Below are 20,503 nucleotides of genomic sequence, written 5' to 3'. Positions count from 1 at the left end.
TTAAAACAAACTCTGTAACATTTTTTATGCTTATTCGACTTCCCTTAATTTACTGGGACTGAATAAGGTGAAGCCTTGTCTGCCTCCCATCTAAATAACGTACCCCTGCTTTGTCAAAAAACGCGTTCTCCTCTAACATAATGCGAATCTCTTTTTTCCATTCTGGAATAAAGCTAGCCGCATTCAGTTCAATGGAATAAGCGGTGTTGTAATGCAATGGGTAATCACCAGTAACAGGCACACCACCTTGGGAATCCCACATACCTAATGTGGTACCAGCTGCATGTCCGTGATAGCCAATAGGGTGAGTATAAATGGAAGGTTTAATGCCTTGTGCAATAGCCTGCTGACGCGACATTTTAAGAACTTGATTACCCGTTCTACCCACTTTGAAGTTCTGGGTGAATATATCCTGTAATTGATTGGCCTTTGCAAAGGCTTCTTTTAAGTAGCTAGGCGCATCTGTTTCCCCTGGTTTAAGTACATAGGCGTGTTGTTGTTGATCAGAATTTAACCTCAGGTAGACCAAACCAAAATCCACATGTAAAAGGTCTCCAGGTTGAATTACTTGTTCAACATTAGTGCCGGTAAACGCTTTTAGGTGGTCAAATTTTACAGAGCTTGAACGCTGAATGGATACTGAGGGATGAAACCAATTTATTAATTTTAGTTCTCTGCTTTTTTCTCGCAACCACCAAACCACATCCTCAGTAGTGGTTTTACCCGGTGTAATGACCTGATTAGAAAAGGCTTCGGCGATTAAACTATGACCGATTTTAATTAACTCTGGATATATTTGCATTTCTTTAGGACTGCGGGTTTCTAACCATGCAATTGCTAAATTTTGTGATGAAACCACCTTGCTCGACAACTCACTAGGTAGTGCATCCATTAACTCTTGGTATTCAGTCGCAGTGACCCCATCGGCTAAGGCAAAATGATCAGATTTATTGATGGCAATTTTTTGTGGATTTTTTTGCTGTATTAGCTCAACGAGTCGTTGCCATTGATTCGGTTGTTGTTCTTTATTCCAGCCCTTTCTAAACATACTATCAACGTCATAACGACTCACCGCAAGACGTTCAATGGGTTGCCCTTTCCCGGGGTTAAACAATACTAATATCGTTCTGCGACGAGCTGACAACCAAGTCGCTGGCAACATGGTTTTTAACACAGGGTCTTCGTTGTATTCCCTGGATATCAGGATCCACATGTCAATTCCTTCCCGCTCCATTAACTGAGGAAGGATGTTTTCCAAGCGATCTTTGAGAATGTCATCTATTACTGTAGCGCGCTCCCGCATACTCAGCACTTCAGCCTGGGAGTAGCCTGCAAACAGTGTACTAGCGAGGATTAGCAGTAATGGCGCGATTGTTTTTATATTTACCAAAATTGATCCTTTATTTTCCAACAAGCAGTTCCATCAACCCGTCCCTTCAATTAGTGATTAATGGCGACGAGTCCGTTTAAATTATTTTTGAGATTATTCAAACCAATTTCAAGAATATATCATCAATTTAAAAATTTTTTGGGTTAGAATGACGCGATTAAATGAATAGACAACAAAAACGATGACTCAGACTAAAAAACGTATTTATGTGGCCTATACCGGAGGGACCATAGGTATGCGGCCTTCTAATCAGGGTTATATTCCAGTCTCAGGCTTTTTAACTGAAACCTTGAACAATATGCCTGAATTTCACCGCCCCGAAATGCCAGAGTTTAAGATTCATGAGTATCAAAGCTTGATTGATTCTTCCGACATGAGCCCTACGGATTGGCAAAATATCGCTGATGATATTAGCGCTAACTACGCTGACTATGATGGATTCATTATCTTGCATGGAACCGATACCATGGCATATACCGCATCTGCCTTATCGTTTATGTTGGAAGACCTAGGTAAACCGGTAATAGTGACGGGCTCACAAATCCCCCTTGCCGAATTACGTTCAGATGGACAGGTAAACCTGTTGAATGCGCTGTACATCGCTGCAAATTACCCGATTTCCGAAGTATCACTGTATTTCAACAATCGCCTTTTTCGAGGAAATCGTAGTCGTAAAGTAGACGCTGATGGCTTTGCGGCTTTTGGCTCGCCCAATTATCCTGAATTGCTTAGAGCCGGAATTGATATCGAACTCATTGCCGGAAAAATCAGTCAACCAACTCAAAAAATCATGAGAGTCAGCCCGGTCAATGCGCAACCTATAGGCGTGGTTACCTTATATCCAGGGATCAGTGCCGAAGTGATCAGAAACACCATACAACAGCCAGTCAAAGCATTGGTACTACTGAGTTATGGCGTTGGTAACGCGCCGCAAAATAAAGCCTTACTGGCGCAACTAAAAGCAGCCCAACAGAACGATATAATTGTGCTCAACTGCACTCAATGTGTTAGTGGTAAAGTGAATATGAGTGGATATGCTAATGGCCATGTGCTGCGTGAAGTCGGCGTGGTATCTGGCAACGACATGACGCCAGAAGCTGCCTTAGCCAAGTTACATTATTTATTAAGTAAAGATCTTTCAGTGGACGAGATTAAGCATCAATTAATAACCAATCTGCGCGGTGAATTAAGTTAATTCAACGCGCGTTTTGATAGTGTAATTATTGGATAAAGTGAGACTTCACACGTTCAATCAACCGACGCTCTTTGTCTGGGGCATCAGATGATAATTTTCCATGCTGAATAAACTGTATTAGCAAATTGTCTTTATCAATCTGCTCACCATGTTGCAATTTGTCAGTCATCATTTGTAATTGCAGATTTTTGCGTAACTGCGAATCCTCTTGGGGGCTGTCTTGAGAATCGAGTATCTCTAATAATACGGCTATTTCATTACGATTGAAATCGCTGTTTTTTTGGTTAAGATAGGCTTGTTTCCATGCCTGGGGAAGATGCTCAAGCAACTCATTCGTCTCACCTTCGGTGTTCGAACCTGCCAGCAACTCAAACAACTCCACTAACACTTTCCGTTTTTTGTCGTTATGTAGTGAATCTTTTTTGCTGAGCAACAGTTTTTCAATTTTAGCGATCTTATGATGAATGGATTTTGAAACCTTATTTCCGTTACCAATATCAAAAGTAGCAGCAAACTGCTGCAATTGCTCAGACGCGTGCTCAATTTCCCCTAAGCTGTTAACTGTGTTCGCCAGCCCTAGTATATCGTCTAGTTTACGCTCTGCTTCTTCAGTTTGTTTTTGCTGAACGAGTTTAGTATTCGCTTGAAGATCATTACGTTTAGCAAATAAACTATCATTGATACTTCTAAATTCTTTCCACAATAATGAATCTTGTTTTCGACCAGCGTTGCCGATTTCCTTCCACTGAAGCTGTAGCTTTTTTGCTTGCTCTACAGCATCATTGATTTCTTCATTTTCAAGTAAAAGCTGCGCCTTGTTAATGAGTAGCTGCTTCGCTTCTGCATTTTCATGATGAAATTTCTGAACCCGCTCTTTTAGGGGCTTAAGTGCATTTGCATAAGCCTGATTAATGGCGTCTAAAATCTTGTAATCTACTTTACCAACCTGTCTCCAACGCTGTTGAATCTGCATAACCTCGTCAGCAATGTCACTAATAGGTTTATCTGATGTTTGCAGTAATTTTGATTGTTCAATTAAACCTAACTTTAGCTGTTCATTTTCTTTGCGTTGAGCTTCCATTTCCGCAAAGTGCAAACGGCAGGGTTCAAATGCTTTTTCAATCGCCATGTCGAAGGCTTTATTAAGAAGAGTATCCGCTTCGGCACCGGTATTTCCAAGGCTATTCCAAGCGCTTCGCAAACGTTTCACCTTGGCAACCTGTTGATCAATTTCCAAAGGATGCAATGCAATGGTTTCAGCTTCTTTCAACACTGCCGGTTTACGCGGTTGAGCTATATAATGTTGCCAGTCTTTAAGGTTTTCAATTTGCTCTTTGATTGATTCTAGTTGGCGACTAATATGTTGTTGATTTCGCTCAGGTAATTGCTCATACCAAGTTATTACCTTTGAGTACAAGCCCATAGCAGCATTATATTTACCTTGAGAAATTAAACTGTCTATAGCGCGCAACTTAGCTTTACAGCGATTCTCATTTTGTTTTACGCCAGCAATTAGCTTATTTAAACCTGCGTTAAATTCTTTACGGCACGCTTGCCACTGAGTATTAAGTTCTTTTGGCCAACCTGAGCCATAGGGGGAAGATAAATCTTGCCAGTAAGCAGTTTGTTCGGCTAAATATTCTTTAGCGGCATTGATCTGACTAATGTCCGTAGGCGATTCCAAACGCTTAAACTTTTCAATAAATTCTTTACCTAAGGTTACCGCTTTTTTAAATTCAGGTAACCGCTCTAAAGTCGAACGACATTGAATAATCTGCGCTGAAATATCATCCCACACTTCTTTCAATGAATGGAGGTCAGTTAACTCAGGCAATATACCCGCCAATTGTTGTTGGCAATCTTGCAGCGCGTGTTCATAGGATTCAACGGCGCCTAAGGTTACCTTTTCAACATCTTGTGCAAGTTCTAAATTCACTTCAGCTAATATTGAATTAACTTTCTGTTGGATTTCATTAAGCCCTTTATTAAGCCCATTAGCTCGCTCAGCTGCTTCAAACTGTGGCGCTAACTGTTGAATTAAATGAGAAATTTTTTGTTTTATTTCGTCAAATCTAGCGTTTAATTGCTTTTCAGTTTCGTCTTTAAGGTAAGTGAATTCTGGTTGAAGTGACAAAAATGACTTAACTAACGCTTCATTTTGCTGTTTGATTTGCACAAAGTCAGACTTATCTTTTAATGCCAACAATTGAGACAACACTAACTTCGCATCTTTCTCAATTTCTATTGGTTTGAGTTTAGCTTCTTCAATTTGTTTAAGCTTGAGACGAATAGCCTCTTCAACGACAGAGAACGAGGTTCTTTTTAACCCTTTGCTCAAGGTCGATTCGTCCTCTATATAAGCTAATAAACTCAACTGCACTTTCTCATTATTACTATTGATAAATTGCTGTTTGGTTACATGGGGCTTATTTAGCTTGTTTAACACTGTCAACAACAAACCAGATTCATCATTTTTGACTGAGGGTAATTGCAGTAATTTTTCTAACAGTGAATTGCTTTTACATTCGGCAATAAATCGTTTTCTTTCTTGATCTGTTATGACCAAATCACCTTGATCAAATAAGGCATTTTCAACCATTGTCTGAGCACGTTTTTTAACCCGCTCTGATTTAGCGGTGTCTGCCATTTTACACCACAGTGCAAAACTGTTCAGGCGAGTCAAAGCCGCAAGACTAACGTTAGGATCTTCGTCATTGAATGCTAGTTCATGCAATTGAGATTTGTGTTGTGATTCTTCTGGAATTAAATTCGCAATCGCTTGAATTCTAACTTGCGGGTTAGGATCTTGATACTTGGGTCGAAAAAAGTGTTTAAAAATCATCCTGCTTAAACCGTGCTATGCTGTTTTGTGGAGCGAACTGCTCTTTAAGTTGTTGACGGCTTTTATGATTAATTTGGCCATCAGCATTTAAGGTCATATGTTGATCAAGTTTTAAAACTTTCGCTTGATACATCATAACCGCTTGCATGCTGCTCTCTCGTTGACTTTCTGTCAAGGGCAAACCGTCAAGCCACTTACCTGTTTCTACTGCTTGCAACAACTTTTCATAGGTTTCTTTTGTCATTGAAGACACTAATGCATCGATACTCACTAATTAGCTCGCTTTATAAAAATTAATCGAATTCGATTGACCACATACCAAACAAACCCTGTCACTGAGACCGCTATTGCAATGGAATGCTGAAGATCGCCTGGCTGTGCCCCACCCCAATACATAAAACCAAAGCCAGCCACAAACATCAGCATGGCTAACATCGACTGATTTTGAATACTGTGTTGTTTTTTAAATTTGTTGAGGTTCTTTTTACGCAGGAGATCTTCTGCAGAAGCATCCCCAACAGCAAAACCACAATGAGAACACGAATCCGCTTTGTCAGAAATTTTCTTATTACATGCTGGACATTCTATTAGTGCCATATTCAAACTCCAAATACAAAACGTTGACGCTAGTTTCCTAGCGTCAACGCTACACAAATTAATTATTAAGAATATTGTACTGGATTAAGATTTATTTTCCTTATTAAATCTTTCCCAATAATCTTTTACTGAGCTTTTCATTTCTTTGCTTAGCATCAAAATGCCGAACAAGTTTGGTAAGGTCATAACCACAATAGCAACACTTGCTAAGGTCCAGACCAATTCTGTGTCAGAAAATGAAGCCCAGACAAAACCTGCAACATAGACGACTCGATAAGGCATAACCGAACGTGAACCTAATAGATAGGTCATTGCCCTATCACCATAATAAGACCAAGCAATTGCCGTTGAGAAAGCAAACAATAGTAAACCGATGGAAACGATATACTGACCAAAGTCACCAAAAAATCCTTTGGTAAAGGCTATCGTCGTTAAACGGGCAGAGTGGACTAAGGATTTACCGGTTAAAATTAAATTGTCTTTTACGATGCCGCCATCTACAACTTTAACGGATCCGGTGAATAAATCTTCATTACCACCAACAGTAAAGACCACATCTTCAGCTAATGATCGGGCATGGATGATAGTAAATCCGCTACTCACGGCTTTACCTGACACAACCTGAATATCACCAGTGTATTTTTCCACATTTGAATTACCGATATGGTTTAAATAATGATAAAGGTTTTCACGATCCTGTTGATCATCTTCAGAATAAGTACCGGCAACTATTTCAAGACTGGAGCGTTCAAATTCATTGATATGTTTATCTTTCCAAACTCCGGAAGAGAGAATCACTAAACCGGTTAACGTACAAATGACAATAGTATCGATGAAAGGCTCTAGGATGGAAACCATACCTTCAGAAACAGGTTCTTTGGTCTTAGCTGCAGCATGGGCAATGGGAGCAGAACCTTGCCCCGCTTCATTGGAGAACAAACCTCGATTCACACCACGATTAAAGGCGTACGCAATTGAAGCGCCAAGGAAGCCTCCTGTTGCCGCTGAACCGGTAAATAAGTCTGCAAATATTGAGGTAAATGAAGGACCGATATTTTCTAAATTGGCAAATATAACGGCTAAGGCACCAATTAAATAAACTAAGGCCATAAAAGGAACAATTTTAGATGTCACTGCAGCAATACGCTGTATCCCACCTAAAATGACTAAGGCAAGCAAAATACCTAAAACACTACCGACAATCCAAGGTTCAAAGCCAAAAGTTTCTTCAATACTAGTTGCAATACCATTACTTTGAGGTAAGTTTCCTGTACCAAAAGAACTGATGACCGTTGCAATGGCAAATGCCACTGCTAGCCACTTCATATTTAAACGTTTATCCATGTAGTACATGGGGCCACCGGCCATAGTTCCATCTTCGGTCTTCTCGCGGTATTTGTGAGACAAGGTGACCTCAACAAACTTTGTGGTCATACCAAAAAATGCAGTAGCCCACATCCAAAACAGCGCTGCAGGCCCACCAAGAAAAATGGCAAAGGCCACACCACTGATATTTCCGGTACCCACTGTACCTGACAACGCCGTAGTTAATGCCCGAAAATGGCTAGTATCACCAGGGGAATCATCGCTATCAAACTTGCCAGTAACCACTTTCCACGCGTGTTTAAAGTAACGAATCTGTGGAAACCCTAGAAAAATCGTAAAAAACAAACCTGTTCCCAGTAAGATAAATGGAAACAGGGCATTGCCCCCTAAATAGCTATCTAATAGCTTTAAAAAATCATGAAAAACTTCCAAACGATTCCCCTTTTTTTATTGTTATATGGTGTTTAATACAAGTTTCTAATTGTGTTTTTCTTTTATCTAACGTAAATCTTTTAATACCGCGTTGACTGCGACTAATAAATCTTCACCTAGCTGTTTACACCTTTGAGGAGACCAGCCATAATCATCGTCGGGCAATAGCGCGTTGTCTTTAAATGGCATTTCCAGGGTGTAGGCTAAACAATCGTACAATTGGCCTACAGCATTAGTTGCCACTGTCATATTCGCCTTACCTGGCGCATCCTTATCGTATCCAAATTCGTCTTGGAATTCGGGCGTCACGGTTAACAAAGCAGACTTAAACGCATTCTCTAATCTTTCAATACGTTCATTATAACCAGGGTTGCCCTCTGAACCCGCGACAAAGTTATAGGGCAAAGACTCATCCCCATGAATATCTAAAAACAAATCTACCCCTGTTTCTTGCATTTTTTGCATAACTAAAAATACTTCAGGGCTTTTATCCATACTTGGCGATTGCCACTCTCTATTTAGATTCGTACCAACCGCGTTAGTGCGTAAGTGACCTCGAACTGAACCATCAGGATTCATATTAGGAACAACATAAAACACGGCTTTATCAAGCAAACTTCTGGCCACACCGTCATCTGCATCAAAAAGGCGGATTAATAACCCTTCGACTAACCATTCAGCCATGGATTCACCGGGATGTTGCCGTGCGGTTATCCAAATTACCGGTTTATCCGTTTCAGGTTGCCCGATTTCTAGCACTGACATATCACGACCATCCAAGGTTTCACCTAAATGGTGCAGTTGACAATGGTCGTTAACTTGCGCACTTGCCAATAAATCTAAATGCCTTTCGTAACCGTAGGGCGCGAAATAAGCAAAATACGTGTGATTATGTTCAGGCGTAAAGGAAATGCTGAGATTATCACCGTCAAAAACACTATCCACTCTAAACCATTCTTGTCGATCGTACGAGGCAACAGCTCGATAGCCCTCCCACCCTTCTGGGTATGCTGAGTTGGCCAAGTCACCAATATTAATTTTATGCTCTACGAAAGGTGTGGAATCTAGTTTGAAATGAAACCATTGATAAAAATCAGACTGGTTGTCATTGCGTATTTGTAATTCGATTTGTTTGGGGTTTTCTGCATTGATTACGACAATATTGCCAGAATCAAAATTGCTGCTTATTTTCACATTCAGACTCACTGATATTTTAACCGAGTTCAATCTACCATAATCTCATAAAAAATGGGTCAGCATGAGTCACTAATTTAAATAAAAAAATTAAATTAGCTTATAAATATAACTTAGTAAAAGCAGGTAATAGTAGAAATGGAATGGGGAAACATAGTTTGCCGCTTTTAAGTACTAAAAGCGGCGAATCCATTGGTTTATTTTTTAAGCAGGAATGGTGGGATAAACGAGACCAGCCATAGCTTGTACAACTCGCATTACCTGACAGCTATAACCAAATTCATTGTCATACCATACATACAAGGTTGCTCGGTTACCAGCAACAATTGTTGCTTGAGAGTCCACCACAGAAGCAGCACGAGAACCAACTAAATCAGTAGATACAATTTCAATGGAAGAAGTAAAGTCAACCTGGTGTTGCAAGGATGAAAACAAAGATAAGTCTCGCAGGAAGTTATTCATTTCTTCTTTGTCAGATGACTTATTTAAGTTTAAATTCAAAATGGCTAAGGATACATTGGGGGTTGGCACCCGTATCGCATTACCAGTTAATTTACCTTCTAATTGGGGATAGGCTTTTGAAACCGCTTTTGCTGCGCCGGTTTCAGTAATCACCATATTCAATGCTGCACTGCGGCCGCGACGTTCTGCTTTGTGAAAGTTATCGATAAGGTTTTGGTCGTTGGTAAATGAGTGAACCGTTTCAACATGTCCATTTTCAATACCAAACTGCTCATCGAGGGCCTTAAGAACAGGTGTAATCGCATTGGTTGTGCAACTCGCAGCGGAAAGAATAGTATCATCACTGGTGATATCGTTGTGATTCACACCGTAAACAATATTTTTAACGTCGCCTTTACCTGGTGCGGTCAATATGGCTTTTTTAGTCCCCTTGGCTTTTAGGTGCAGCCCTAAACCATCGCGGTCACGCCATATCCCCGTGTTATCAATGACAATCGCATCTTCAATACCATATTGGGTGTAATCAACGCTGTCTGGGGAGTCTGCGTATATAACTTGAATAAATGAGCCGTTAGCTTTTATCGCGTTACGCTCATGATCAACAGTAATACTGCCACTAAATGGACCATGGACAGAATCTCTACGCAACAAACTTGCACGTTTTTCTAGGTCACCGTCTTTTCCGCCTCTAACAACAATTGCTTTAAGACGTAATTTATTGTTTTTACCTTGGCGTTCGATAAGTAAACGGGCCAGGAGTCTGCCGATACGACCAAAACCGTAAAGCACCACATCTTGCACGGGATGATTATCTTGCTTACCAGCAATAGTCGCAAGTTGTTCAGCAAGATAGGTTTTGATGTCCATATTTTTGAATTTGTCATCATGGTGATAAGCGTAAGCTAACTTACCTAAATCAATGTGAGCTGGTGCTAATTGAAGTTTGCTCATTTCTTCTAGAATTGGCCAACTTTCTCTTAGTCTAAGTTTGTCACCAGTATGGCGTCTAACTTTGCGATGTGATTTGATAATATCAATTGCGCTGGCCCCTAACATAGGTCTGCCAAAAATTGAGATTTCAACAGCACAATCACGATATAATTTACCCAGTACTGGCTGCATCAATTCAGCGTATTCTTGACGCTCCTGCCAACTGCCCATGAGTTCCTGTTCAAACTGCTGATTCATTCTTTACTACCCTAATTTGTTAATAGCATCAAAAAACGCGGCTATTCTAAAGGCAGTTATCCATATCACCAAACTGGTATAAAGTTTCATCTTTTAGACAAAATAGTAATGAACACTGATATTGAATGTAATTTTACCCCATAAAATTGGCTTATTAGGGAGAACAATCATTATTGCGCTAATTTTGATAGGATTTTCTGTAAGTATATTACAAAAAATATTTTAAACTATTTTATATAAAGGCCTGTTTAAGGCTAATTTTGTGGGGAAAACCTAACAGAAATAGAATTAACGCAATAACGTTGGCCTGTCGGTGCTGGACCATCAGGGAAAACATGGCCAAGGTGGGCATCACAATTTTTGCAAACTATTTCAATTCGCTGCATACCCAAGGAGTTATCTTCATGAAACGCGACATTATCATGTTTTGTGTGTGCAGAAAATGAAGGCCATCCACAACCAGAGTCAAATTTGTCTTCGGATGAGAAAAGAATACTGCCACAACATGTGCAAGTGTAGTTTCCCGTTTCTTTATTATGCAGTAACTCACCGGTAAAAGGTCGTTCTGTCCCTTTCTGTCGGCAAACTCTGTACTCTTCATCGGTTAACTTTTCTCGCCATTGTTCATCAGTTAATTTCATTACCCTCTCCCAAGTTGACTTCATTTAGGTTTAATCGTAGGTCCGTTTAAATACAGTAACACTTCGATAGGCTTGCAGGAACACGTTAGCTATTTTGGTTTTGGGTTGTAACGATATTTTTTTATAACGGGTATCTAATTCTAACGACCAATAACCCGATTTAAGTTCGGGTAGGTGGAAGCGTACATCGTGATCGTATGTATTAAAAATCATTAACAAATGTTCATCAGTATGTTTAGGGCAGCCTTTTAACTCAACAGCGAAAGATTGTTTATGGGGATCTTGCCAATCTGAGTCCAATTTATTTTCACCGTCTGGTCGATACCAATTCACTTCATCAACGTTGTGATGAAGATTATAATCATCATCTTTTAGGGATAAATCGGTTAAAATAACACTGCTTTTACGTAACGCAATAACCTGCTTACAAAACTCTAAGAAATCTTGTTGCGATTCATTTAATGTCCACTTTGACCAATTAACTTCGTTGTCCTGGCAGTACGCATTGTTATTTCCTAACTGCGTTCGACTCAATTCATCTCCACCCAATATATGTGGAATACCTTGTGAGAGAATTAAGGTCGCAAACAAATTCCGTTTCTGCTTCTCCCGCAAAATATTAATATTTTCATCTTTTGTCGGGCCTTCAACACCGTAGTTGGCTGAAAGATTATGGCCATGGCCATCTCTATTATCTTCTAAATTTGCTTCATTATGACGACTCGAATAACACACTAAATCATGCAAGGTAAAACCATCATGGTAAGTCACATTATTCACCGATGACTGTATAGAACGTCGCCCTTTTGGGAATATATCTCTAGATCCTAATAATCGTGTGGCAAAGTCGCCGGTTAAACCTACGTCTCCACGCCAAAAACCTTTAACCGTATCCCGATACTTGTCGTTTACTTCTTGCCAATTAGCAGGAAATTGCCCCAACTGATAGCCACCATAACCAATATCCCAAGGCTCCGCGATTAATTTAACCCCTGATAAAATTGGATCTTGTCTAAGGGTAGTTAAAAAACCAGAAGAACTAGAAAACTCATAAGGATCACGACCTAAACCGGCTGCCAAATCAAATCGAAAACCATCCACCCCCATAAAGCTCACCCAATAACGTAGTGCATCCATCACCATTTTCATGACATATGGGGAAGCCGTGTTTACACTATTACCGCATCCTGAATTATTAACATATTGCTCAAAATCCCTGAGGCCATGCTGATCTTTTTCAAAGAGATAAAAATTGCTATTGTCAAAGCCTTTAAAAGATAAGATTTGACCATCGTGCCCCCCTTCCGCTGTGTGATTGAAGACCACATCCAATATGACCTCTAAACCAGCCTCATGATACTTTTCTACTAGGGTTTTAAATTCAGCAATGGGATCGTCAATGGCATAGCGCATTTCGGGGCAGAAATAATTAATTGGGTTATAACCCCAATAATTCGTAAGGCCTTTCTCAGTTATGTATGGCTCTGGCATGAATGCCATTACAGGCAAGAATTGTACGGCTGAAACACCGAGATCTTTTAAGTGTTGGATAATCGCTGGATGACACGCACCTAGGTAAGTTCCTCTGATATTCTTAGGTACATCAGGATGAAGTTGGGTTAAACCTTTTACGTGGGCCTCGTAAACAATGGTGTCACTTAATGGTGTATGAGGTCTATTGTGGTCGTCTGTTAAAGGAGGATTGTTATTTTCCACCACAACGCACTTGGGCATCATCAATGCACTATCACCTTGGTACTTTTTACGATTCCAATGCAGTGCACGGTTTAGCTTCTTAGCATAAGGGTCAATTAATAATTTTTCTGGATGAAAAGCATTACCATTACAGGGTTTATTTTCGCCTTGGGTACGGTATCCATATAACTGCCCCGCTCTAATACCCTCAACGTGCCCATGCCAAACTTCACCGGTTTTTGCTTTTAATTCAATATACTCAAATGGTTCTTCAGTATCTGATTTAAACAAACAGAGTAAAACTTGCTGGGCATTTGGACTGTGTACGGCGAAATTACAGCCGTCTTTTGTTAACGTTGCGCCCAAAGGAAGGCACTTACCTTCCGTTACTGAAAAATCGTGTTTTAGTGAATTAGCCAAATCTTTACTCTGTTATTTGTAACATCAATGTCGCCAAAGGAGGCATATTGACGAGAATGGAATAAGGTTGATTATTCCATTTTACTGCTTCAGATTGTACTTTTTTAAGTACCTTATAATCGCTTCCCCAGTACTTTTTATCATCGGAATTCATGATTAAATGATATTCACCTTGTGCAGGAACACCAATCCTAAATTCACTCCTTGGTACCGGAGTAAAATTACTCACGGCAATCACTGTTTGCTTTCCATCCTTAGAGGTTCTCATTAAGGAAAGTATGGACTGTTCAGCATTGCCATGATCAATCCATGCAAAGCAACCGGGCTCATGATCACTTTCGTATAACGCGGGATAATTGCGATAAATATGGTTTAAATCTCGATACAAAGATTGAATACCTTGGTGTTTTTCGAAATCCAATAAATTCCACTGCAACGACCCATCGTGATTCCATTCGGCACTTTGGCCAATTTCATTCCCCATAAAGTTTAATTTTTTACCTGGGTGAGCATACATAAACCCTGCATAACAACGAAGATTAGCCGCTTGTTGCCATTCATCGCCGGGCATCTTTCTTAGTAGAGCACCTTTGCCATGAACGACCTCATCATGGGAGATGGGTAAGACAAAACTTTCACTAAAGGAATAAACCATACTGAAGGTAATTTCACCGTGATGATAACGGCGATAGGATGGGTCTTTACTAATGTAATGTAACGAATCGTGCATCCACCCCATATTCCACTTGAAGCCAAAACCTAAACCACCTTCAAATACAGGTTTAGAGACTTTAGGAAACGAAGTGGATTCTTCTGCAATAGTCATGGCGCGAGGAAATTTCTCATAGACTGCCTTGTTCATCCATTGTAAAAAGCTAATGGCCTCATAGTTTTCATTGCCACCATCAACATTCGGGATCCACTCCCCATCTTTGCGTGAATAATCGAGATACAACATGGATGCAACGGCATCAACACGCAAACCATCTACGTGGAAGTGCTCTATCCAGAACAACGCGTTTGCCACCAAAAACTGTCGCACCGTATCTTTACCAAAATCATAAATACAAGAGTTCCAATCAGGATGCCAGCCCTTTCGAGGATCTTCATATTCATAAACATGGGTACCATCGAAACGCGCCAATCCATGACCGTCTTCAGGAAAATGAGCTGGCACCCAATCGATGATGATACCAATGTCATTTTGGTGGCATTGATCAACAAAAAACTTAAAGTCGTCTGGATCGCCAAAACGACTTGTGGGTGAAAACAGACCGACAGGCTGATAGCCCCATGAGCCGTCGAAAGGAAATTCAGAAATGGGTAAAACTTCAAGATGGGTATATCCCATGTCCTTTACATAAGGAATGAGATCATCGACCAATTCTCGATAGGTTAAATAGGTTTTAGTTGGATCAGATGGTCGTTTCCATGACCCAAGATGCACTTCGTAGATACTCATTGGCTGCGAATATTTATCTGCCTTCGATTTTTCCAACCAATCAGCATCGCTCCATTGATAATCATTTTGATTGAATATAATAGACGCATGGGATGGATACTGTTCTGCACTGAAGCCGACAGGATCGGCTTTATGAGGTAGTTGGTTGCCTTGGGAGTCTTTAATTTGATATTTATATCTTTGCCCAGCAGTTAAGCCGGGAATAATTAAAACCCAGTATCCCATGGACGTTTTCTGCATTGGATGACAACTACCATTCCAATAATTAAAGTCACCGATGACTGAAACAGCCTTAGCATTAGGGGCGAAAACGGCGAACCGTGTGCCTTCTATTTTTTCGTCTAATCCAACCTCTAAAGAAACAAGCTGTGCACCTAATTGTTGATAGACATTTTCTGGAGCGTGATCAACGTAATGCACGGCATGAAACGCTTGTTCTTGAAATTGGTAAGGGTCGATAAGGTCGTAAGTGGTCTCTTTGGTTTCAACTTTCAAAGCATAAACTAGGTTATCTTTAACCTGTTTAAATTGCCCACAAAACAAATCTGTTTTGTTTTTCCTTTTAAGCTTACCAATGTTTTTTCCAGAATCTAAATCAAACACGCTGACATTTTTTGCTCCCGGTAACCACACATTAAATTGGGTTAAATCTTCAATGGTTTTCTTACCTAAAAACTCAAATGGTTCCGTACAATTCGCTTGCTTTAATTCTTCTTCTATCAACATTGATTCGCCTTTTGGGTTAACGTCAGTTCAAATATAGAACCTTAACCGTTTAAGTAAAGTATAATTACAGAATTACTATGCGTTGTCTCTTGCCTCAGTTAATTTTTTCGCCAAAAGCGTCATTTCCGGATCAGAGAATATATGTTCTAAATCTTGGTTTAATTTGCGCTTCCAATTTGGGTATTCTTTAAAGGTTCCTGGTATGTTGACAGGTTTATTCATTTGTAACCAGTCTTCAAGTTGTAGGCTGAGTAAAGCACTAGACCCGGTAGCCATATGAATTTGCATGTCATAGTTTAGCTCTTTGCTCATACCAAGATTATCTACCTTGCGATCTATCCACTCTGGAATCGCATGATGCCCATGTAGACTATCTAGAATTTGCTGCTTGTTATTATGTCTACTGGCATACAATCCCGACAAAATCTCCTCAGTCGGATACAATCCTAGCTCTTTGCCCAGTTCTAAATCGTAGCAATGCCAATATCCAGATAGGGTTGGCATATCATGGGTGGTTAAGGTTGACATCGATTGAATTGGGTAATCGGAAGGTGAATAAAAACCGCCGTCTTTGGCTTGCTCAAAAAAGAACACCCTATATGAATAGACACCGTTTTCCGCCAACTTAACTCGAATTTCTTCAGGCACTGTGCCTAAATCTTCACCGATTACCAAACTTCTATGGCGTTGGCTTTCAAGGGCTAAAATACCTAAAAGATCATCAACAGGATAATAAACGTAGCCACCTTCTTTAGCATCGTCACCTTTGGCAACCCACCATAAACGCAGTAACGCCATCACATGATCAATACGTAAAGCACCGGCAGACTTCATATTTGAGTCAAACAAATCGATAATTGGCTGATATTGCTGTTCATACAGTTTTTCTGGATCCATGGGCGGTAAGCCCCAGTTTTGACCTAAGGGACCCAGTACGTCAGGCGGAGCTCCCACACTTGCTTGGGTGCAATATAAATCTTTATTTCCCCAAATTTCTGCACTACCTTCACTCACTCCTACTGCTAAATCACGATAAATCCCGATGGACATATTATTTTCTTTCGCGACCTGATTCGCAGCTTCTAGTTGCAAAGCAGCCTGCCATTGTAGAAACAAATAAAATTTAATTCTATTTTTATGCTTTTTAACAAACTTGGACACCGCAGGAGATTGAAAATCTGCGTATTCCTTAGGAAAAACCGGCCAGCCCCAAGAGGGTTTCCCTTCACTGGCTAAATGCTCTTGTAAAGCATCATAGGTTGCTAGCATTTGCAAACTCTCGCCCCCTTGGGTGACAAAGGTTTTGAATGCTTTATTTTGCTTAGTATTTTTACTTAAGAATTTCGAATTTTGATAGGCGAAAACCCGATCAAGTGCCTGTAACTTTAAGCGAGTAACCACCTCATAATCCACGTATTCGACATTACGCGCGTTATCTAAACTACGTTGGAATTCCACATCATTCACCAATGATTGAACGTCATGAGTGTGGTAACCGTCAATCGCAGTAACATCTAAATAAATAAAATTAAGCCATCGTCTGGAAGATGGTCCATAAGGGCTACAAGCCTCTGGATTAGCAGGATAAAGGGCATGAATGGGGTTTAAACCAATAAATTGAGCGCCATTTTTGGCTGCAGATTCAACCAGCTGAGCCAAATCAGAAAAATCGCCGATTCCCCAATTATTCCGACTTCGCAGACAATAAAGTTGGACGCTTAACCCCCACACTTTATTGCCATCTAAAATGGACTGGGGATGATAACATGACGTTGGTGCCATTATCATTCGCATGGATGCAATTTGATCACCATCATCTGCCAACAACCTAAGTTGATGATAACCAAGAGGTAAAGTGTGATTAATTTTGATCAGGTATTCTTGAAATTCGATATCTTCAATAATGGTCGCATTAATTAAATCACCATCAATAGGAACAAACTTCTGTTCTAAAAAATTGTTATTTTCACACTCAATGTTGATAACAAAATCGTCATTGACTAACTCGATGGGGAGCCTAACTGTAATAAATAATTCATCACTTTCTCGATTTACCTGTACTGGATTAAGTGGCGACATCCAAACCTGTTGAAACTCCTTTTCTACCTGATTAATTAACAATTCTTCATTGTCAACTTGGTAGCCCATCGCGCCTAATAATTTGCATTTACTTTGTTCGCTAATAATTTCGGGGTTGCCCCAAGCATCAATGTAGTTCGTTTCTACACCTTTTATATCTACAAGCTTATCGATAAGAGGAGAAGTCATGTCGCTTTATGTCCTATTAATATAGTACTTTAACGAGTTTTTAGAAAAACTCGTCTCATATGAAACTGAAATTTTACCTGACAGGTGGTAAATTTACCTATAATTATGTTGTTGAGTAGTTACCTACAACCTACCTAAGGAATTGAAAGACTTACCCTCATAGGGTCACAAATCTTTTTGATTGACCTTTTTAGGCTAATAAATGGCGTCGCGTTTCACAACAAAAATAAAACTGACAACCAAGTTGGTAGTAATTTTAACCGCAAACTTTGCTATGATGGTAGCTACATTATCCTTCAGAATGTTAATAAATCGTTATTGAATACGTTTGCAGTGAATATATCGTAATAAAACAACAAATATTCGGGTTTTTTTTGCCTTATAGGCAATAATGATCCATAATTTTTGTAATTATCTTACAACCAAATGTAAAATTGAGGAACCTTCATGGCAATCAAAATTGGAATTAATGGCTTTGGCCGCATTGGACGATTTGTATTTAGAGCTGCGTGCGAACGCTCTGATATTGAAGTTGTAGCAATCAATGATCTTTTAGATCCGGATTATATGGCTTACATGCTTCAATATGATTCTACTCATGGAAAATTTAAAGGTACGGTTGAAGTCGTTGACGGTCACTTAGTCGTAAATGGCAATACAGTACGTGTTACCTCAGAGCGTGATCCTGCTGATTTGAAGTGGGATGAGGTGAATGTTGATGTGGTCGTTGAATGTACAGGCTTATTTCTTACTGATGAAACTGGCCGTAAACATATTCAAGCAGGCGCAAAAAAGGTGGTGTTTTCTGCCCCATCTAAAGATGCTACGCCTATGTTTGTTATGGGTGTTAACCACGAATCTTATGCTGGTCAAGACATCGTTTCTAACGCGTCTTGTACCACCAACTGCTTAGCGCCACTGGCTAAAGTACTGAATGATAAGTTTGGTATCGTTGACGGATTAATGACGACAGTGCATGCAACGACTGCGACACAAAAAACCGTAGATGGACCTTCCCATAAAGATTGGCGAGGCGGCCGAGGGGCAAGCCAAAATATCATCCCATCTTCAACAGGTGCAGCAAAAGCAGTAGGAAAAGTAATTCCTGAATTAAATGGCAAATTAACCGGTATGGCATTTAGAGTGCCTGTAGCAGACGTGTCTGTCGTTGATTTGACTGTTAATTTAGAAAAACCTGCTACTTATGAAGCAATATGTGCTGCAATGAAGGAAGCGTCAGAAGGCGAATTGGCTGGCATTTTAGGTTATACCGAAGATGCAGTGGTATCCCAAGACTTTATTGGCGATGTGAGAACATCTATATTTGATGCCAAAGCAGGTATTGCCTTAACAGACACCTTTGTAAAAGTTGTGTCTTGGTATGATAACGAAATTGGCTATTCCAACAAAGTTCTGGATTTAGTCGCTCACGTTAGTCAATAAATACACTTGCAATTGTTCACATAAAGCGACCTTAGGGTCGCTTTTTTTATGTTATTCCAATCAAGTTTAGTAATTATGATTTTTCGATCATATATTAGCTACTCCAGACTTCTTAATTAACCCACTTTTAAATAGGTATCTGAATATGAACACACCATCTAGTATCTCCACTGCGAAACGAGGTGAGAACGATATATTAGAAATTAACAATGATTTTGCGAAAGCTACAATTTCTTTATTCGGTGGGCATATTTTAAGTTTCATCCCAAAAACAGATAACATTGACAGGCTTTGGGTGAGTGATGCAGCAATATTTGATAATAAAACGGCAATACGAGGTGGTATTCCCATTTGTTGGCCATGGTTTGGCGATGGACATAAGCAAGATCGCGATGACCTCCCCTCACACGGTTTTGTTCGAACCCAAACCTGGTCCCTAGATTCAGCACAGGAAAGTAATCAGGGCACCCAATTGGTATTAAGCCCCAAAAGCACGCAAGGACCAGGTTGGGCATATAAGAGCACATTAAAGCTAAGGGTTACTGTGGGTAAAACATTAGTCGTGGAGTTGATCACGCGCAATTTAGACCCTCAGGATATGAATCTTGGCTGTGCTTTGCATAGTTACTTTCGTATCGATGATATTGATCAAGTTTCCTTGGTGGGTTTGACGGGGCCATATTTAGATAAAACCAAAGGTTACGAAGAATTTGAACCCCCTGAGACGTATAAAATTCAACAAGAAACCGATCGTGTACACTTGCATCCAGCGGTGCTAGTTGAGATTAACAATGGTCGTAATATTAGCGTACGCTCTACAGGACATGACAGCATCGTTGTTTGGAACCCATGGAGAGACAACTGTCTAAGAATGAAAGATATGCACGAAGATAGTTTTGAAAGCATGATTTGTGTTGAAACAGCGATCACTCAAGGAAAGATAGTCAAAAGCAAGGAAGAGGTAATCGTTAAACAGCAGATAATTTAATTATCTGCTGTTAGCAAACAATGTATTGGGAAAGGTTAGAGGTAACAATCATAAAAACTATTTAGAAAGGGTCTTAAAAAATGAATCAAGTTGGGAAATACAGAGCCGTAACAACACACTTGGGTAAAGACTCATAGGAAATGACTTTCGTTTTAAATGGCGGAGTGGACGGGACTCGAACCCGCGACCCCCGGCGTGACAGGCCGGTATTCTAACCAACTGAACTACCACTCC

14 protein-coding genes and 1 tRNA gene are annotated in these 20,503 nt (G+C 40.0%); 3 read left to right on the top strand and 12 right to left on the bottom strand.

What is annotated here, in order from left to right:
• Positions 1–49 precede the first annotated feature (49 nt).
• The gene (locus Q4574_RS03830) at positions 50–1,360 is read right to left on the bottom strand and encodes a M24 family metallopeptidase (RefSeq protein WP_303472317.1); all 1,311 of its coding nucleotides are present in this window, start codon (positions 1,358–1,360) and stop codon (positions 50–52) included.
• 211 nt (positions 1,361–1,571) lie between these two features.
• Here Q4574_RS03830 and ansA point away from each other — a divergent pair, with 211 nt between their 5' ends.
• Positions 1,572–2,585 carry an asparaginase gene (gene ansA, locus Q4574_RS03825; RefSeq protein WP_303471724.1) on the top strand — a complete coding sequence of 338 codons (1,014 nt, stop codon included), beginning with the start codon at positions 1,572–1,574 and terminating at the stop codon, positions 2,583–2,585.
• Between the two features lie 25 nt (positions 2,586–2,610).
• On the opposite strand, the gene Q4574_RS03820 is transcribed toward ansA, so the two are convergent.
• The 10 genes from Q4574_RS03820 to malQ all read right to left on the bottom strand — a co-directional run bounded on the left by Q4574_RS03820 (position 2,611) and on the right by malQ (position 17,838).
• Positions 2,611–5,427 (bottom strand): DUF349 domain-containing protein, encoded by a 2,817-nt coding sequence (locus tag Q4574_RS03820; protein WP_303471722.1) that lies wholly within the window; start codon positions 5,425–5,427, stop codon positions 2,611–2,613.
• A complete protein-coding gene (locus Q4574_RS03815) occupies positions 5,417–5,698 on the bottom strand; it encodes a YeaC family protein (RefSeq protein ID WP_303471720.1) in 282 nt (93 codons plus the stop codon). The genes Q4574_RS03820 and Q4574_RS03815 overlap by 11 nt, the downstream gene beginning before the upstream one ends.
• Positions 5,698–6,024, bottom strand: coding sequence for a hypothetical protein (locus Q4574_RS03810; RefSeq protein WP_303471717.1), 327 nt, complete (start codon positions 6,022–6,024; stop codon positions 5,698–5,700). The genes Q4574_RS03815 and Q4574_RS03810 overlap by 1 nt, the downstream gene beginning before the upstream one ends.
• An 84-nt stretch (positions 6,025–6,108) precedes the next feature.
• Positions 6,109–7,782, bottom strand: a complete 1,674-nt coding sequence (locus Q4574_RS03805; protein ID WP_303471714.1) for a sodium:alanine symporter family protein — start codon at positions 7,780–7,782, stop codon at positions 6,109–6,111.
• Between the two features lie 66 nt (positions 7,783–7,848).
• Positions 7,849–8,976 (bottom strand): M14-type cytosolic carboxypeptidase, encoded by a 1,128-nt coding sequence (locus tag Q4574_RS03800; protein WP_303471712.1) that lies wholly within the window; start codon positions 8,974–8,976, stop codon positions 7,849–7,851.
• 204 nt (positions 8,977–9,180) lie between these two features.
• Positions 9,181–10,626, bottom strand: coding sequence for a glyceraldehyde-3-phosphate dehydrogenase (locus tag Q4574_RS03795; RefSeq protein WP_303471710.1), 1,446 nt, complete (start codon positions 10,624–10,626; stop codon positions 9,181–9,183).
• Between the two features lie 254 nt (positions 10,627–10,880).
• Positions 10,881–11,267, bottom strand: coding sequence for a peptide-methionine (R)-S-oxide reductase MsrB (msrB, locus tag Q4574_RS03790; RefSeq protein WP_303471708.1), 387 nt, complete (start codon positions 11,265–11,267; stop codon positions 10,881–10,883).
• Between the two features lie 30 nt (positions 11,268–11,297).
• A complete protein-coding gene (glgX, locus tag Q4574_RS03785; RefSeq protein ID WP_303471705.1) occupies positions 11,298–13,382 on the bottom strand; it encodes a glycogen debranching protein GlgX in 2,085 nt (694 codons plus the stop codon).
• Positions 13,383–13,386: 4 nt separating this feature from the next.
• On the bottom strand, positions 13,387–15,570 hold the full coding sequence (gene glgB / locus Q4574_RS03780; RefSeq protein ID WP_303471702.1) for a 1,4-alpha-glucan branching protein GlgB: 2,184 nt from the start codon (positions 15,568–15,570) through the stop codon (positions 13,387–13,389).
• A gap of 75 nt (positions 15,571–15,645) precedes the next feature.
• On the bottom strand, positions 15,646–17,838 hold the full coding sequence (gene malQ, locus Q4574_RS03775; RefSeq protein ID WP_303471699.1) for a 4-alpha-glucanotransferase: 2,193 nt from the start codon (positions 17,836–17,838) through the stop codon (positions 15,646–15,648).
• A 447-nt stretch (positions 17,839–18,285) separates the two neighbouring features.
• Here malQ and gap point away from each other — a divergent pair, with 447 nt between their 5' ends.
• Positions 18,286–19,281 (top strand): type I glyceraldehyde-3-phosphate dehydrogenase, encoded by a 996-nt coding sequence (gene gap / locus Q4574_RS03770; protein ID WP_303471697.1) that lies wholly within the window; start codon positions 18,286–18,288, stop codon positions 19,279–19,281.
• A gap of 145 nt (positions 19,282–19,426) precedes the next feature.
• On the top strand, positions 19,427–20,269 hold the full coding sequence (locus Q4574_RS03765) for a D-hexose-6-phosphate mutarotase (RefSeq protein ID WP_303471696.1): 843 nt from the start codon (positions 19,427–19,429) through the stop codon (positions 20,267–20,269).
• A 157-nt stretch (positions 20,270–20,426) separates the two neighbouring features.
• Here the strand turns inward: Q4574_RS03765 and Q4574_RS03760 are convergent.
• A tRNA-Asp gene (locus Q4574_RS03760) sits at positions 20,427–20,503 on the bottom strand.

Source organism: Aliiglaciecola sp. 3_MG-2023, from assembly GCF_030548205.1.
Taxonomy (GTDB): Bacteria; Pseudomonadota; Gammaproteobacteria; order Enterobacterales; family Alteromonadaceae; genus Aliiglaciecola.
The sequence above is the reverse complement of the archived record's forward strand: the minus strand, read 5'-3'. Positions and strand labels throughout refer to the sequence as shown.